16 protein-coding genes are annotated in these 14,519 nt (G+C 72.5%); 11 read left to right on the top strand and 5 right to left on the bottom strand.

The window, feature by feature from the left end; genetic code table 11:
* Window positions 1-46 precede the first annotated feature (46 nt).
* The 4 genes from leuC (at window position 47) to ACBJ32_RS28135 (ending at window position 2,664) form a co-directional block, all read left to right on the top strand.
* Window positions 47-1,432 carry a 3-isopropylmalate dehydratase large subunit gene (leuC, locus tag ACBJ32_RS28150; protein WP_375129241.1) on the top strand — a complete coding sequence of 462 codons (1,386 nt, stop codon included), beginning with the start codon at window positions 47-49 and terminating at the stop codon, window positions 1,430-1,432.
* A gap of 15 nt (window positions 1,433-1,447) precedes the next feature.
* Window positions 1,448-2,035 carry a 3-isopropylmalate dehydratase small subunit gene (leuD, locus tag ACBJ32_RS28145; protein WP_375129240.1) on the top strand — a complete coding sequence of 196 codons (588 nt, stop codon included), beginning with the start codon at window positions 1,448-1,450 and terminating at the stop codon, window positions 2,033-2,035.
* Window positions 2,014-2,265: a hypothetical protein gene (locus tag ACBJ32_RS28140; RefSeq protein ID WP_375129239.1), complete on the top strand. Its 252-nt coding sequence runs from the start codon at window positions 2,014-2,016 to the stop codon at window positions 2,263-2,265. Before leuD ends, ACBJ32_RS28140 begins: the two co-directional genes overlap by 22 nt.
* Window positions 2,266-2,364: 99 nt before the next feature.
* Window positions 2,365-2,664, top strand: a complete 300-nt coding sequence (locus tag ACBJ32_RS28135; protein WP_185101339.1) for an HU family DNA-binding protein — start codon at window positions 2,365-2,367, stop codon at window positions 2,662-2,664.
* A gap of 53 nt (window positions 2,665-2,717) precedes the next feature.
* Here ACBJ32_RS28135 and ACBJ32_RS28130 read toward each other — a convergent pair whose 3' ends face one another.
* Window positions 2,718-2,936: a hypothetical protein gene (locus ACBJ32_RS28130; protein WP_375129238.1), complete on the bottom strand. Its 219-nt coding sequence runs from the start codon at window positions 2,934-2,936 to the stop codon at window positions 2,718-2,720.
* A 52-nt stretch (window positions 2,937-2,988) separates the two neighbouring features.
* On the opposite strand from ACBJ32_RS28130, the gene ACBJ32_RS28125 reads away from it, so the two are divergent.
* Window positions 2,989-4,200, top strand: a complete 1,212-nt coding sequence (locus ACBJ32_RS28125; protein ID WP_375129237.1) for an MFS transporter — start codon at window positions 2,989-2,991, stop codon at window positions 4,198-4,200.
* 59 nt (window positions 4,201-4,259) lie between these two features.
* Here ACBJ32_RS28125 and cofC read toward each other — a convergent pair whose 3' ends face one another.
* Window positions 4,260-4,925, bottom strand: coding sequence for a 2-phospho-L-lactate guanylyltransferase (cofC, locus tag ACBJ32_RS28120; RefSeq protein WP_375129236.1), 666 nt, complete (start codon window positions 4,923-4,925; stop codon window positions 4,260-4,262).
* Window positions 4,926-5,402: 477 nt separating this feature from the next.
* Here cofC and ACBJ32_RS28115 point away from each other — a divergent pair, with 477 nt between their 5' ends.
* From ACBJ32_RS28115 to ACBJ32_RS28105, 3 genes are all read left to right on the top strand, one after another.
* A complete protein-coding gene (locus ACBJ32_RS28115) occupies window positions 5,403-6,113 on the top strand; it encodes a lysophospholipid acyltransferase family protein (RefSeq protein WP_375129235.1) in 711 nt (236 codons plus the stop codon).
* Window positions 6,114-6,117: 4 nt separating this feature from the next.
* A complete protein-coding gene (locus ACBJ32_RS28110) occupies window positions 6,118-7,128 on the top strand; it encodes an NAD(P)H-dependent glycerol-3-phosphate dehydrogenase (RefSeq protein WP_375129234.1) in 1,011 nt (336 codons plus the stop codon).
* A gap of 64 nt (window positions 7,129-7,192) precedes the next feature.
* Entirely contained in the window at window positions 7,193-8,287 is a 1,095-nt protein-coding gene (locus ACBJ32_RS28105) for a D-alanine--D-alanine ligase family protein (protein WP_375129233.1), read from the top strand.
* A 12-nt stretch (window positions 8,288-8,299) separates the two neighbouring features.
* Here the strand turns inward: ACBJ32_RS28105 and ACBJ32_RS28100 are convergent, their stop codons facing one another.
* Window positions 8,300-8,731: a DUF3515 family protein gene (locus tag ACBJ32_RS28100; protein WP_357872342.1), complete on the bottom strand. Its 432-nt coding sequence runs from the start codon at window positions 8,729-8,731 to the stop codon at window positions 8,300-8,302.
* 13 nt (window positions 8,732-8,744) lie between these two features.
* On the bottom strand, window positions 8,745-8,978 hold the full coding sequence (locus ACBJ32_RS28095) for an Lrp/AsnC family transcriptional regulator (RefSeq protein WP_225268994.1): 234 nt from the start codon (window positions 8,976-8,978) through the stop codon (window positions 8,745-8,747).
* Between the two features lie 68 nt (window positions 8,979-9,046).
* Between ACBJ32_RS28095 and ACBJ32_RS28090 the strand changes: the two genes are divergently transcribed.
* Window positions 9,047-9,994, top strand: coding sequence for a thiamine-phosphate kinase (locus tag ACBJ32_RS28090; protein WP_375129443.1), 948 nt, complete (start codon window positions 9,047-9,049; stop codon window positions 9,992-9,994).
* Window positions 9,995-10,260: 266 nt separating this feature from the next.
* On the top strand, window positions 10,261-12,147 hold the full coding sequence (locus ACBJ32_RS28085) for a hypothetical protein (protein WP_375129232.1): 1,887 nt from the start codon (window positions 10,261-10,263) through the stop codon (window positions 12,145-12,147).
* 370 nt (window positions 12,148-12,517) lie between these two features.
* Here ACBJ32_RS28085 and rpmB read toward each other — a convergent pair whose 3' ends face one another.
* Complete coding sequence (rpmB, locus tag ACBJ32_RS28080; RefSeq protein WP_357872351.1) at window positions 12,518-12,703, bottom strand: 50S ribosomal protein L28; 186 nt, start codon at window positions 12,701-12,703, stop codon at window positions 12,518-12,520.
* Window positions 12,704-12,902: 199 nt separating this feature from the next.
* On the opposite strand from rpmB, the gene ACBJ32_RS28075 reads away from it, so the two are divergent.
* Window positions 12,903-14,447, top strand: coding sequence for a DAK2 domain-containing protein (locus ACBJ32_RS28075; RefSeq protein WP_375129231.1), 1,545 nt, complete (start codon window positions 12,903-12,905; stop codon window positions 14,445-14,447).
* Window positions 14,448-14,519: the final 72 nt, after the last annotated feature.

Genomic DNA, 14,519 nt, shown 5'->3' with positions numbered 1-14,519 from the left:
CTCGACATATGAGAAAGCAAGTCGGAGGATTCTCAAGGAGGAGATCATGGGCCGCACACTGGCCGAGAAGGTCTGGGAGCAACACGTAGTCCGTCGCGCGGAGGGCGAGCCGGACCTGCTCTACATCGACCTGCACCTCATCCACGAGGTGACCAGCCCGCAGGCGTTCGACGGGCTCCGTCTCGCCGGCCGGAAGGTGCGGCGGCCCGATCTCACCATCGCCACCGAGGACCACAACGTCCCGACGGTGATCGGCCCGATCTCTGACCCGGTGTCGAAGACACAGGTCGAGACGCTGCGCAAGAACGCCGCGGAGTTCGGCATCCGGCTGCACCCGATGGGCGACGCCGGTCAGGGCGTGGTGCACATCATCGGCCCGCAGTTCGGCCTGACCCAGCCGGGCATGACCATCGTGTGTGGCGACTCTCACACCTCCACGCACGGCGCGTTCGGCGGCATCGCGTTCGGCATCGGCACCTCCGAGGTCGAGCACGTGCTGGCCACGCAGACGCTGCCCGCCTACCGGCCCAAGACGATGGCCATCGAGATCTCCGGCGAGCTGCCGGTCGGCGTCACGGCGAAGGACCTGATCCTGGCCATCATCGCCAAGATCGGCACCGGCGGCGGCCAGGGTTACATCGTCGAGTACCGCGGTGAGGCCGTGCGCAAGCTCTCCATGGAGGGCCGCATGACGATCTGCAACATGTCGATCGAGGCCGGCGCCCGCGCGGGCATGATCGCGCCGGACGAGACCACGTTCGCCTACCTCAAGGGCCGCAAGCACGCCCCCGAGGGCAAGGCGTGGGACCAGGCGGTCGAGTACTGGAAGTCGCTGCGCACCGACGACGACGCCGTGTTCGACAAGGTCGTGGAGATCGACGCCTCGACGCTGACCCCGTTCGTCACGTGGGGCACCAACCCCGGCCAGGGCCTGCCGCTGGGCGCGAGCGTCCCGAGCCCCGAGTCGTTCGCCGACCCCGTCGAGCGCTCGGCCGCCGAGCGGGCGCTGGAGTACATGGGCCTGACCGCCGGCACGCCGCTGCGCGAGATCGAGGTCGACACGGTGTTCGTCGGCTCGTGCACCAACGGCCGCATCGAGGACCTGCGCTCCGCCGCCGAGATCCTGCGCGGCCGCCAGGTCAAGACCCGCACGCTCATCGTGCCCGGCTCGATGATGGTCAAGAAGCAGGCCGAGGAGGAGGGCCTGCACGAGGTGTTCAAGGCCGCCGGCGCCGAGTGGCGCGAGGCCGGCTGCTCGATGTGCCTGGGCATGAACCCCGACACGCTCCAGCCCGGCGAGCGCAGCGCCTCCACCTCCAACCGCAACTTCGAGGGCCGCCAGGGCAAGGGTGGCCGCACCCACCTGGTGTCGCCGCAGGTCGCCGCCGCGACCGCCGTCACCGGCCGCCTGACCGCGCCCGCCGACCTGTAAGGGAGATCACGTTCCATGGAAGCCTTCACCACCCACACCGGTACGGCGGTGCCGCTGCGCCGCAGCAACGTCGACACCGACCAGATCATCCCCGCCGTGTGGCTCAAGCAGGTCAGCCGCACCGGCTTCGAGAAGGGCCTGTTCGCCGCCTGGCGCGAGGACCCGACGTTCGTGCTGAACGACCCGGCCTACGAGGGCGGCTCGATCCTGGTCTCCGGCCCCGACTTCGGCACCGGCTCCTCCCGCGAGCACGCCGTGTGGGCGCTGCAGCAGTACGGGTTCCGCGTCGTGATCGCCGCCCGCTTCGGCGACATCTTCCGCAACAACTCCACGAAGATGGGCCTGCTGCCGGTCGTCCTGCCCGGCGACAGGGTCGAGGCCCTGCAGGCGGCCGTCGAGGCGGACCCGAAGCTGGAAGTCACCGTCGACCTGGTCGAACGCCAGGTCAGGTGGGCCGATGAGGCCGTGCCCTTCGAGATCGACGACTACACCCGCTGGCGGCTGATGGAGGGCCTCGACGACATCGGGCTGACCCTGCGTCACGCCGACGAGGTGGCGGCGTACGAGAATGGTCGGCAGCCATGGCTGCCGACGACCGTCTAGAAGACGACGAACTGGCGCGGCGGTTGCGCGATGCGCACCGCCGCGTCCGCATGCTCCCCGCCGCCGACAAGGAACGCAGCGCGCGCCGCTATCTGGCGATCTGCGATCTGGCCAAGCGTGATCCGGAAAGGGCCGCCGCCCGCCTTGAGGTGTTTCTGACGGCCCTTGACGAGCTCCTTCCCGGGCCGCTCGACACGCCACGCGAGGGGGAAAACACGCTGGGTGATTGAGTTCCCCCGCGATCCCGCCTACTTTCGAGCGCGTAAGGGGTTTCTACGTCGAAGTCGTGAGCTGGAACCCCGAGCCGTAACTGGGGGAGCAGGACTTTCATGAACAAGCGTGAACTCGTCGAGGCCATCGCGGATCGGGTGGGCGACAGGAAGACGGCCACGGAGGCCGTCAACGCGGTCATCGACGCCATCCAGAAGGCCGTGGCCGGCGGCGACAAGGTCTCGATCACGGGCTTCGGCGCGTTCGAGATGGTGAACAAGCCCGCTCGCACGGCGCGCAACCCGTCGACCGGCGCGGAAATCAACGTCGCGGAGAGCTGGGCGCCGAAGTTCCGTCCCGGATCCGATTTCAAAGATCTCGTGAACGAGGGCGGCAAGAAAATCGGCAAGCGGAAGTAACTCCGCGAAGCTTGACCAGCACGCCCGGGCCCACGGCCCGGGCGTGACGTTTGTCACGCGCGCTGGAAATCCTCCGGAACCGGAAATGTGGACAGCGTGACGTAGGCGATCTGCCCGCCCGACATCCCGAGGTTGACCCGCTGACCGGAGCGCAGCAGCCGCAGCGGCCCCGCGTCGAAGGCGGAGGTGGCGAACTCCAGCGCGGTCCCGTCGTCGAGGAACACCGTGCCCGAGCGCGTGGTCTCGTCGAAACTCCGTACGGTCGCCTGCACGCGTCCAGCGTAATCGGTTGCCCCCGGGCGGACGAGCACGCACGATCGCGGCATGGGGCCTCGGGGGAACTTCGGGCGCATGGTGTGGTCCAACGGGATCTCCGGCTTCGGCACCCAGGTCACGATCGTCGCCCTCCCGCTGACCGCCGTGCTCACCCTGCAGGCCGGTGCCTTCCAGCTCGGCCTGCTGTCGGCCGTGCAGACGGCCGCGTTCCTGCTGATCGGCCTGCCCGCGGGGGTCTGGGTGGACCGGCTGCGCCGCCGCCCCATCCTCGTCCGGGCCGATCTGGTCAGGGGCGTGCTGCTGCTCACCGTGCCCGCCGCCGCCTGGATGGGCGTGCTCACGCTGCCGCACCTGTACGCGGTCGCGCTCGTGCTCGGCGTGGGGGCCGTGTTCTTCGACGTGGCCCACATGAGCTTCCTGCCCGCGGTCGTGCCCAAGGAGCGGCTGGAGCAGGCCAACGGGCGCCTGGAGGTCACCCGGCAGGTGTCCGTGCTGGCTGGGCCCGGGGCGGGCGGATGGCTGGTGAGCGCGCTGACGGCGCCGTTCGCGCTGCTGGCCGACGCCGTCGCCTACCTCGCCTCGGGGCTGCTGCTGTCGGGGGTGCGGGTGGAGGAGCGGCCCCGCCCGCCGGAGAGACGGCCATTACGGGCGGACGTACGCGAGGGCATCACGTTCGTGATCAGGGAGCCGGTGCTGAACCGGGTGGCGCTCGGCGGGGCGCTCACCCGGATCGCCCTCGGCGTCTGCGCGGTCGGCCACCCGCTCTACCTCGTCGTCGACCTGGGCGTGGACGCCACCACCTACGGCCTGCTGCTGTCGGCGCCGGCCGTCGGGGCTCTGGTGGGCGCGCCGCTGGTGGCCCGGGTGACGCGCCGCCACGGCGTCGGCCCCACCCTGTACGGCTCCGCGGTGCTCGTCATCGCGCTCCAGCTCCCCGCCGTGGCCACCGGCCCCGGATGGCGGCTGCTGCTCTTCCCCGTCGCCTCGGCCCTGGCGGCCGCCGCCGCGGTGGTCTTCAACGTGGCCCAGCTCAGCTACCGCCAGCGCATCACCCCTGAGCCGCTGCTGGGCCGCGTGAACGCCAGCATGCGCTTCCTGATGTGGGGCACGACCCCGCTGGGCGGCCTGGCGGGCGGGGTGCTGGGGGAGTGGCTGGGCGGTCACGGGGTGTTCGTGGCCGGCGTGGCCCTGCTCGGGCTGTCGTACCTCGCCATCGTCACCGCGCCCGCGATCAGGCGGGCGGGCGCGAAGGCACGCTGACACCCGCCACCGCGATCAGGCGGATGCGTGGGAAAGCGCGGTGACGCACGCCACCGAGATCAGGCGGATGCGTGGGGAGGCGCGGTGACGCCGACGTCCGGCCACAGGTCCGCCACCACCGCAGCCGTGTGCCGGCCCAGCCCCAGCGCGATGGCCGCGCGCAGGTCGTCGGGCGTGTCCACGTCGCGCCTGACCGAGTCGATCCCGGGCACGCACAGCTCCTTGGCCCCGCCGGCCAGGTGCTTGGCCCGCGACTCCCCGCCGAAGCGGGGCGCGAACGGCCTGCCGGGCCGCACCCCGTAGAACGTCGTCCCGACGTCCAGCGCGTCGGGCACGAACGCCTGGTCGAACTCGGCCGCCGCCTCCAGCGCCACCGCCAGCTCGGCCGGCCGCAGGGCGGGCAGGTCGGCCTGGAGCGCGCCCACCGCGTCGCCCGGCGCCACGCGTACGGCATGCGCCGCCCCCGTACGCAGCGCCGTGTTCAGCCCGCGGTCGGGGTCGGGCACCACGTCGGCGCCGAGCGCGGCGAGCGGCCCCGCGGCGGCGGGATCGGCCGTCACGACGATCACCCGCGCGACCGGCGGGCAGGAGAGCGCCGCCGCCACGGTGTCGGCGGCGACGGCCACGGCCAGGCGGGTGCGGTGCGGGCCCGTCGCGGCGGCCAGCCGGGTCTTCGCCGCGACCAGCGTCTTCACCGGAATGACCAGGGACCAGCGGATGCTCATCAAGTCTCCTTGAGCGTGGAACCCGTCCTCGCAGGCCCGGGGCGGGGGAAGCTGTGGAAGGGCGGCAGGGTCGAACGTGTGCACGACGGGTGAGGGATCGGTACGAGAATGTGGCTGTGGCGTCGCTCGTGTTGCGGAGGTACAAGTACCGCTTCTACCCGACCGCCGCGCACCAGGCGCGCACGCCGGCCTGCGAGCGCGCCCGGCGCGGGCGGAAGTGGGCCCGCGCCTGCGGTACGGTGCACGACCGGGATGCCAACGCAGCCCGCAACACCCTCGCCGCCGGGCTGGTGGAGAGGCGAAACGCTTGCAGAGCTGATGTAAGACCTCAAGAGGAGTCCTCGGCGGGCGGTCGGCGGTGAAGCAGGAATCCCCGTCCTCCGGGCGGGGAGCAGCCAAAGGCCTAGCATCGCGCCTCGACATCCCGAGCGGCCAACCGGGAGACTTGGGCGCATCCCGTACGGGTTGGAGGAGACCATGAGCCGCCCCACGCGACCGTCGCGTTTTTGGGAGACCTTCGCCGTCGTCGTGGTCAAGCCACTGTCGCGGCTCCTGGTGAAGCGCGACTGGCGCGAGGGCGACCGCATCCCGAGGACCGGCGGCGTGATCATCGCCGCCAACCACCTGTCGTGGACCGACCCCGTCCTGCTCTCGCACTTCCTGTACAACAACGGACGCTGGCCGGTGATTCTCGCGAAGTCGGGGCTGTTCAGGGTGCCGTTCCTGGGCTGGGCCGTCCGCTCGCTGCTGGCGATCCCGGTCGAGCGGGGCAGCAGCGAGGCGGCCAGGTCGCTGCGCATCTCCGCGCAGCGGCTCAGCGACGGGTGCGCGATCCTGTTCTACCCGGAGGGCACCTGCACCCGCGATCCCGACCTTTGGCCCATGGTGGGCAAGACGGGCGCGGCCCGGCTGGCGCTGGAGAGCGGCGCGCCGGTCATCCCGGTGGCCCACTGGGGGGCGCAGGAGCTGCTGCCGTACGGTGAGAAGAGGCCCAGGCTGTTCCCGCGCAAAACGTTCCGCGTGAGCGTGGGGCCGCCGGTGGACCTGTCCAAGTACGCGGGCAAGCCGGCGCACGCCGACGTGCTGCGCGACGCCACGGCCGACATCATGGCCGCGATCACCGCGCAGCTCGCCGAGCTGCGCGGCGAGAAGGCCCCGGCGACTCCCTACGATCCGGCCGGACGGTGATGGAATGACGAAGGTGGCCGTTTTCGGCGCAGGCTCGTGGGGCACCACGTTCGCGATGATCCTGGCGGAGGCCGGCAGCCGCACCACGCTGTGGGGCCGCAGGCAGGAGGTGGTCGACGCGATCAACCGCGACCACGTCAACGCCGACTACCTGCCCGGCGTGAGGCTGCCGGCCGCCCTGCGGGCGACGACCGACCCAGCCGAGGCCCTCGACGGGGCCGAGTTCGTCGTGCTCGCCGTGCCGTCGCAGACGCTGCGCGCCAACCTGACGGGCTGGCGCGGGCTGATCCCGGACGGCGCGGTGCTCGTCAGCCTGATGAAGGGCATCGAGGTCGGCACCACCAAGCGGATGAGCGAGGTCATCCGCGAGGTGGCCGAGGTGCCGGAGGAGCGGGTCGCGGTCGTCTCGGGGCCGAACCTGGTGCCCGAGATCGCCGCGCGCCAGCCCGCCGCCACCGTCGTGGCCTGCGCCGACCTGTCGGTGGCGGAGCGGCTGCAGGCGATCTGCCACCTGCCGCCGTGGTTCCGCCCGTACACCAACCCCGACGTGGTCGGGGTCGAGCTGGGCGGCGCGGTGAAGAACGTGATCGCCCTGGCGGTCGGCGTCTCCGCGGGCATGGGCATGGGCGACAACGTCAGCGCCATGCTCATCACCAGGGGCCTGGCCGAGATCTCCCGCCTGGGGGCGGCGCTCGGGGCCGACGCGCACACGTTCGCGGGCCTGGCCGGCATGGGCGACCTGGTGGCGACGTGCACGTCCCCGCTGTCGCGCAACCGTACGTTCGGGGAGAACCTGGGCCGCGGCATGACGCTGGCGGAGGTCGTCGCGGTCACCAAGCAGACCGCGGAGGGCGTGAAGTCCTGCGAGTCCGTGCTGGAGCTGGCCAGGAAGCACGACGTCGAGATGCCGATCACCGAGGTGGTCGTGGGCGTCGTGCACGACGGCATGTCGCCGTCGGAGGCGGGCATGCTGCTCATGTCCCGCTCGCCCAAGCCGGAGCGTTACGGAGTGTGAGAATGACCTGAATACGGCGTGCTTGGCTCGCTGTGACAGGGACACCCCGGTAGATTCGGACACCATGAGCAAGCCACGCGTCGCCGTCGTTTTCGGAGGCCGCAATTCCGAGCACGCCGTGTCCCTGATGGGCGCGGGCAGCGTGCTGGATGCGATCGACAGGAGCAAGTACGAAGTGGTCCCGATCGGGATCGCCCAGGACGGCAGGTGGGTGCTGGCCGCTTCCGACCAGCGGTTCGCCATCGAGGCCGGAGAGCTGCCGGTCGTCGACACCACCGGCGCGGCGCTGGCGCTGCCGTCGGGCTCCGGCTCGCTGGTCGCCTACGACCCCGGCAGCATCCCCGTCGAGCTGGGCTCGGTGGACGTGGTGTTCCCCGTCATGCACGGGCCGTTCGCCGAGGACGGCACGATCCAGGGGCTGCTGGAGATGGCGGGGGTGCGGTACGTCGGCTCCGGCGTGCTGGCCAGCGCCGTCGGCATGGACAAGGCGTACATGAAGACCGTGATGGCCGCCGCCGGGCTGCCGACCGGCCCCTACACCGTCATCCGCGACCGCGACTGGCGGCTCAACCGCGAGCAGGTGCTCAAGGAGGCCGAGGAGCTCGGCTACCCGGTCTTCGTCAAGCCGGCCAGGGCGGGCTCGTCCCAGGGCATCTCCAAGGCCTCCGACAGGGCCGAGCTGGAGGCGGCGGTGGAGTTCGCCCGGCAGCACGACCCCAAGGTGCTCGTCGAGGCGGCGATCGCCGGCCGCGAGATCGAGTGCGCGGTGCTGCAGTCGCTCGGCGACGAGCCGGCCACCGCGTCGATGCCGGGAGAGGTGCGGGTCGAGGGCGGGCAGGAGTTCTTCGACTTCGAGGCCAAGTACTACCCCGACCAGATGTCGCTGACCGTGCCCGCCGACATCCCGCAGGAGACGGCCGAGGAGTTGCGGGCGATGGCCGTGCGCGCGTTCGAGGCGCTCGAGTGCGAGGGGCTCGCGCGGGTGGACTTCTTCTACACGCCCGACGGCAAGCTGGTCTTCAACGAGATCAACACCATGCCCGGGTTCACGTCGCTGTCGGTGGCGCCGCAGCTCTGGGCGGCCTCCGGCCTGTCCTACCCGGCGCTGGTGGACCGGCTCATCGAGCTCGCCCTGTCGCGCTCACCCGGCCTGCGGTGAGGCTGCTCGCGTTCAGCCGGCCTGCGGGGAGAGCTGCGCGATCGGCTTGGACAGGTCGGCCAGCACCTCGGCGGCCACGTGCTCGCCGCCGACCGTGACCTCCACGTAGGCGGTGTCGGTCACGGCCGTGAACAGCGCGGGCTTGTCGGGATCGGGGAACCAGCCCACGCCGCCGATCTCCTGGAGCGTGTCGGTGGGCGCCATCCTGGCGGGCCGGGGCACGCCGCAGCGCAGCGCGACGGCCCCCGAGCCCCAGACGGCCACGTACGGCGACTCGGGCGTGGACGTGCCGCGCTCGTCGCCGTCGAGGGTCTGCGGCAGCAGGGTGGCCAGCTTGTCGCAGGCCGCGACCGCCTCGCCCTCGGGGACGGGTGGCTCGACCTGTACGGTGCCGCCGCAACCGGCGAGTGCCAGGAGAACGAGCAGGACGGCGGCGGCACGCATGCGACGACTACCTCTAGATGTGAACGATCGGGCACGTCAGCGTACGCGTGATCCCGGCCACGGCCTGAATCTGCGCGACGACGAGCTTGCCCAGCTCGTCGACGTTTCTCGCCTCCGCACGAACGATCACGTCGTAGGGCCCCGTCACGTCCTCCGCTTGGGTGACCCCCGGAATCCCGGAGATCTCGCGGGCCACGGCGGCGGCCTTGCCGACCTCGGTCTGGATAAGGATGTAGGCCTGCACCATCACGTCCTCCCGGGCGATTGGATCACGCCGAACGCCCACCGTACCCTGTGTGCGTCAGGAGGTGCGTCATCACAGTCGGAGATCTCGGCGAATTCGGTGTGGTAAATCGTATTACCGCTCGTCTGCCCCAAGGTGAGGCGGTAATGCTCGGCCCGGGTGACGACGCCGCCATCATCGGCGCCCCCGACGGGCGCGTGGTCGTCTCGACCGACCTGCTGCTCGAAGGCAGGCACTTCCGCCGCGACTGGTCCAGCGGCTACGACGTGGGCCGCAAGGCCGCCGCCCAGAATTTGGCCGACGTCGCCGCCATGGGCGCCGGCCCGACCTCGCTCGTGGTCGGGCTCGGCCTGCCCGCCGACCTGCCGCTGAGCTGGCTGGACGCGCTGACCGACGGGTTCGCCGACGAGTGCGCCACGGTCGGCGCCAGCGTGGCGGGAGGTGACGTGACCCGGTGCGACCTGGTCGTCATCGGGGTGACCGCGCTGGGCGACCTCGGAGGCCGGGCTCCCGTGCTGCGTTCGGGCGCTCGGCCCGGGCACGTGGTGGCGGTGGCGGGCCGGCTCGGGTACGCCGCCGCCGGATGGGCGCTGCTGCAGGCGGGCGTTCCGGCCGACAGCGGCGCGCTGCTGGAGGCCGTGGCCGGCCACCGCACGCCGTGCCCGCCGTACGCGATGGGGCCCGTGGCGGCAGAGCTGGGGGCGAGCGCGATGCTGGACGTCAGCGACGGGCTGCTGCAGGACCTGGGGCACATCGCCGAGGCCAGCGGCGTACGCGTGGAGCTGGATCCCGAGGCGTTCCCCGTGGCGGAGCCGGTGGCGGCGGCGGCCAAGGAGCTGGGGGCCGATCCGCTGGAGTGGGTGCTCGCGGGTGGCGAGGATCACGCTCTGGCGGCGGTGTTCCCTCCGGAGGTACGGCTGCCGGCCGGGTGGCACGTGGTGGGCCGGGTGGCCGAAGGGGAGGGCGTGCTGGTGTATGGGCGCGAAATCGGGCATCGCGGATGGGATCACTTTGGGTGATGATCTGTCCCGATTTAAGTGATATTTTCCGTGTTTGGGGTATGACTAGTGGGATTGCTGTGACAACGGCGTAGCAAAGGTGTTATGAAGATTGGCGGCCACTGTAACCGGAAGAAAGGGCAGCCATGGGCCGCCACGGCACAGGTGGATCCGACGACGGGGATGAACGGGGGGACAGCGCTTTCTGGGGTCCTGACGAGCAGGCCGAGCCGCCAGGCTGGCCATCGCTGCCGGACCGACCGGAGGTGACGGGGCAGTGGGCCCCCATGTCGCGGCGCACCGACGCGCCGCCGCCGCATGGGCCGCAGCCGGAGCCGTTCGAGACCACCGGGGCCTTCGCGCTGCCCAACGACCTCGCCGGCGGCTTCCCGGCTGCCAACGACCCTGCGGGTGCCTTCCCGCCGCACAGAGGGCCGAGGGAGGACGAGGTGGGCCCGTTCGAGACGACGGGCGCCTTCGCCCGGCCGCCGGAATGGGACCAGCCCGCCGGCCACGGCGGCTTCTCCGGCCCCTCGACCGGCGACTTCCCCGCGGCTCCCAACGGGCCGGGCGAGCCCTCCTTCCGCGGCCCCGAGCAGACGGCCGCCTTCGGCGGGCCGGGCATGCCCGGGGCGCAGGGCTCCGGCCCCTTCGACCGGCCGAGCCCGCTTGACGCCGCCGCCGAACGCACCAGCTTCTTCGACGTACCGGCTGAGCGCACGGCGTTCTTCGACGGACCCGCCGACCGCAACGGACCCGCCGACCGCATGGGCGCGCCCGACGGGCCGCCCGGGCGTCCTGGGCCGTTCGACGGTCCGGGCGACGGGCCCGGACCCTTCGGCCGGCCCGGAGGCGGGCCTGGACCCTTCGGCCGGCCCGGTGACGGGACGGGCCCCGGTCCCTTCCGCCAGCCGGGTGACGCGCCTGCGCCGTTCGGCCAGCCTGGTCACGGGCCCGGGCCGTTCGGGCAGCCCGGGGACGGGTCAGGTCCGTTCGGCCCGTCCGGGGCCGATTCGGGGCCGTTCGGCGGGCCTGGGGCGTTCGACGGGGACGCCGACCGCCGCGACCCCTTCGACGACCCCGAGCGCACGGCCAGGTTCGACTCGCCGTCGGGCCCCAGCCAGGTCTACAGCGCCCCGCCCGAGCCCGGCGACGTCAAGGTGGCCGGCGAGCCGACCGCCGCGCTGGCCCCGGCCTGGGCGAGCGCGGAGACCGGCTTCCTCGACTCCGGCTGGTCGAACGACACCGACGCACCCGACGAGGAGCCCCGTGGCCGCCGAGGCCGCCGCAAGTCGGGGCGCGGCGGTGGCGGTGGCGGGGACGACGTGCTGGCCGCCCCCTCGGGCGCGGGCAAGGGCCGGGTGGCCCTGCTGTCCGTGGCCGCCGTCGCGGTCGTGCTCGGCGGGACCGTGGCGGGCGTCAAGTTCATGAGCTCGTCGGGTGACCCGGCCGAGTGCCAGGGGACGACGTGCGCGGCCGTACAGGCCACCAGCAGCAATCCGGGCCCGTCGGTGTCCGGGCCCGCCGAGGAGGAGTCCGAGGCACCGCCCGAGGACGAGCTCGCGGAGGAGGCCGCCGAGGAGAGCGAGCCCGCGCAGACGCCGACGCCGACCGCCTCCTCCAACGTCCGCACGCCGCCCCGTACGGCCGCCTCGCCCACGCCCACGCCGAGCAAGAGCAGGACGAAGAAGCCGGCGGAGCCCGCGGACGAGGAGACGGAGGACCCGCCGGTCGAGGAGAGCGCGTCGGAGACCCCGAGCGAGGAGGTCTCGACGCTGGACGACTCCCACACCGACACGGGCGAGGGCTCGCCCAGCGGCAGCACCCCCGTGCCCACCTCCACGGGCACGGTGAGCTCGTCGGGCAGCGGCGCGGGCAGCTCGGTCAACGTCAAGCAGACGATCAAGCAGCGCATCGCCACCTACTCGGCGAACCTGACGCTCTCGAACACCTCTCCCGAGACGCTCCAGAACCCCACCGTCTCCGTCCCGGTGGACGGCCGGGTCACGGACGTGGACGGGGCCGAATGGACTCAGGACGGCGACCTGCTGATCCTGGACCTGACGGCGTCGATCGCGGCCGGGGCCTCGGTGGAGGTCACGTTCACGGCCACGGGCAGGGGCTCGGAGGCGCAGAACTGCGGCCTGGTCGCGGGGGAGTGCGCCGTCACCTGAGCCGGCCGTGCCCGCCATGCACGGCGGGCCGGCCGCGCCCGGAGAGGGCCTGTCCCGCACCAGAGGGCCGGCTGCGCCAAAAGGCCCACCCACGGCGCCTGGCCGGCCGCCTGCACACGCTGAGGGCCATGCGCCTGCGCGTCGGCGCCTTCATGCCTGCGGGCCGGCGCCCTCACACCGGCGCAGGCCATGCGTGTGCGGCGCCGGTCCTGCCCTGTGCGGCGCCAGTTCTGCCCTGTGCGGCGCCGGGCCTGCCTGTGCGGTCCGGCCCGTTCTCATGGGTGCGGTGCCGGCGGCTCGTGCGTCCCGGGGCATGACAAAGGCCCGCTGCTCCCTCAACGGGAGACGCGGGCCTTCGCGGATGCGCGAACTAGCGGGTGACCTTGCCCGCCTTGATGCACGACGTGCACACGTTCAGCTTCTTCGGCGTGCCGCCGACGACCGCGCGAACCGTCTGGATGTTGGGGTTCCAGCGACGGGGGGTACGGCGGTGCGAGTGGGACACGTTGTTGCCGAAGGTCGGTCCCTTGCGGCAGACATCGCAGACGGAAGCCACGGTATCGCTCCTTAAAACAGTCGATGTAGCCCTGTCCGCTGATGCTTTCCGGGCGGAGGGCATGCCGGGACAACCGGCCAGCCAGACGAGGATATCTGATCCACGCCGATGGGCGCGAACCAGAGCATCTGGACCGGATCCCGAGCGGCGATATTCTCCACGGACAACGGTAGCGCATCCTGGCTGGGTGGGAGGTCGTATGAAGATCCTCGAACCACCCGCCGTGCGGCGCTGGGCCCGCCTGGCCGCCGACGCGCTCGGCCAGGCCAGGACGGAGATCGACGCGCTCAACGTGTTCCCCGTGGCCGACGGCGACACGGGCACGAACCTGCACCTGACCATGCTGTCCGCCGCCGAGGCCGTCGAGTCGCTGCCCGACGACGTGGACGTGGCCGTGGTGTGGCAGACGCTCTCGTACGGCGCCCTGGTGGGGGCACGCGGCAACTCGGGAGTGATCGTCAGCCAGGCCCTGCGCGGCCTCGCCGAGGTGCTGAAGGACGGCCCCGACCTGCGGGCCGGGCTGCTCAGGGCGGCCGTGCTCGCCAGGGCGGCCGTGGCCAGGCCGGTCGAGGGCACGGTGCTGAGCGTGCTGGAGTCGGCGGCGCGGGCCGTACAGGACGTGGACGGGGACCTGCACGAGGTGGCCAGGCAGGCGGCGGGGGAGGCGCGGGCGGCGTTGCGCCGCACGCCCGGCCAGCTCGAGGTGCTGGCCCGCAGCGGCGTCGTGGACGCGGGCGGCGCGGGGGCGGCGATCGTGCTGGAGACCCTAGCCGAGGTGATCGGCGGCTCCTCCGCCGGCCACTACGACGTGCCCGCGCCCACCTCAAGGGTGTCGCCGATGACGGAGGTGGGGGTGGGGTACGAGGTGATGTACCTGCTGGAGGCCGACGACGGGGCGGTGGCGCGGCTGCGGGGGGAGCTCGACGCCATGGGCGACTCGCTGGTCGTGGTCGGCGGCGACGGGCTGTGGAACGTCCACGTGCACGTGCCTGAGGCGGGGCCCGCCGTCGAGGCCGGGATCCGCGCGGGCAGGCCGCACCGGATCCGGATCACGTACCTGGCCGAGCGCGTCCATCGCGGCAGCGCGGGGCGTGGCGTCGTGGCGGTCGCGGCGGGCGACGGGATCGCGGCGCTGTTCGAGGAGTGCGGCGCGGTCGTGGTGCGGCGCGCGCCCGGCACCCGGCCGGCGCTTCCCGCGATGCTGGCCGCGATCAGGGAGGCGGGCAGCGAGGTCGCCGTCCTGCCGAACGACGACGGCGTGCGCCCCGTCGCCGCCGCGGCGGCGGAGATCGCCCGCGAGGACGGCGTGACGGTCAGCGTGCTGCCCACGAAGGCGACCGTGCAGGGGCTGGCGGCGCTGGCCGTGCACGACCCGCTGCGCCGCTTCGACGACGACGTGGTGGCGATGACCGACGCGGCGGGGCACACCCGGTACGGGCACGTGACGGTGGCGGACAGGGAGGCGTTCACGAGCGCGGGGGTGTGCCGGCCGGGTGACGTGCTCGGCATGATCGACGGGGACGTGGCGGTGATCGGCGGCTCGGTCGACGGCGTGGCCGCCGTCGTCGTGGACCGGATGCTGGCGGGCGGCGGCGAGCTGGTCACGCTGGTCACGGGCGCGCAGGCGCCGGAGGGGCTGGCGGGCGGGCTGGAGGAGCACCTGCGGCGCACGCGGCCGGACGTGGACCTGGTGGTCTACGACGGGGAGCAGGGCGGCTACCCGCTCCTGATCGGCGTGGAGTGACCTCGGCCACTGCGGGAAACAGGTGACGGCGGCGTCATCGGGGATTCCTGTCGGCCCCAGGCGGTAGAACAT

Origin of the sequence: Nonomuraea sp. GTA35, assembly GCF_041950525.1 — a bacterium.
Classification (GTDB): domain Bacteria; phylum Actinomycetota; class Actinomycetes; order Streptosporangiales; family Streptosporangiaceae; genus Nonomuraea.
Note: the sequence above shows the minus strand (reverse complement) of the source record. Positions and strands in the feature narration are given on the sequence as shown.

Bases quoted from the DNA above. Each gene is read 5' to 3' on its own strand.
- leuC (WP_375129241.1), top strand. From the start codon at position 47: ATGGGCCGCACACTGGCCGAGAAGGTCTGGGAGCAACACGTAGTCCGT.
- leuD (WP_375129240.1), top strand. From the start codon at position 1,448: ATGGAAGCCTTCACCACCCACACCGGTACGGCGGTGCCGCTGCGCCGC.
- ACBJ32_RS28140 (WP_375129239.1), top strand. From the start codon at position 2,014: ATGGCTGCCGACGACCGTCTAGAAGACGACGAACTGGCGCGGCGGTTG.
- ACBJ32_RS28135 (WP_185101339.1), top strand. From the start codon at position 2,365: ATGAACAAGCGTGAACTCGTCGAGGCCATCGCGGATCGGGTGGGCGAC.
- ACBJ32_RS28125 (WP_375129237.1), top strand. From the start codon at position 2,989: ATGGGGCCTCGGGGGAACTTCGGGCGCATGGTGTGGTCCAACGGGATC.
- cofC (WP_375129236.1), bottom strand. From the start codon at position 4,925: ATGAGCATCCGCTGGTCCCTGGTCATTCCGGTGAAGACGCTGGTCGCG.
- ACBJ32_RS28115 (WP_375129235.1), top strand. From the start codon at position 5,403: ATGAGCCGCCCCACGCGACCGTCGCGTTTTTGGGAGACCTTCGCCGTC.
- ACBJ32_RS28110 (WP_375129234.1), top strand. From the start codon at position 6,118: ATGACGAAGGTGGCCGTTTTCGGCGCAGGCTCGTGGGGCACCACGTTC.
- ACBJ32_RS28105 (WP_375129233.1), top strand. From the start codon at position 7,193: ATGAGCAAGCCACGCGTCGCCGTCGTTTTCGGAGGCCGCAATTCCGAG.
- ACBJ32_RS28100 (WP_357872342.1), bottom strand. From the start codon at position 8,731: ATGCGTGCCGCCGCCGTCCTGCTCGTTCTCCTGGCACTCGCCGGTTGC.
- ACBJ32_RS28095 (WP_225268994.1), bottom strand. From the start codon at position 8,978: ATGGTGCAGGCCTACATCCTTATCCAGACCGAGGTCGGCAAGGCCGCC.
- ACBJ32_RS28085 (WP_375129232.1), top strand. From the start codon at position 10,261: ATGTCGCGGCGCACCGACGCGCCGCCGCCGCATGGGCCGCAGCCGGAG.
- ACBJ32_RS28075 (WP_375129231.1), top strand. From the start codon at position 12,903: ATGAAGATCCTCGAACCACCCGCCGTGCGGCGCTGGGCCCGCCTGGCC.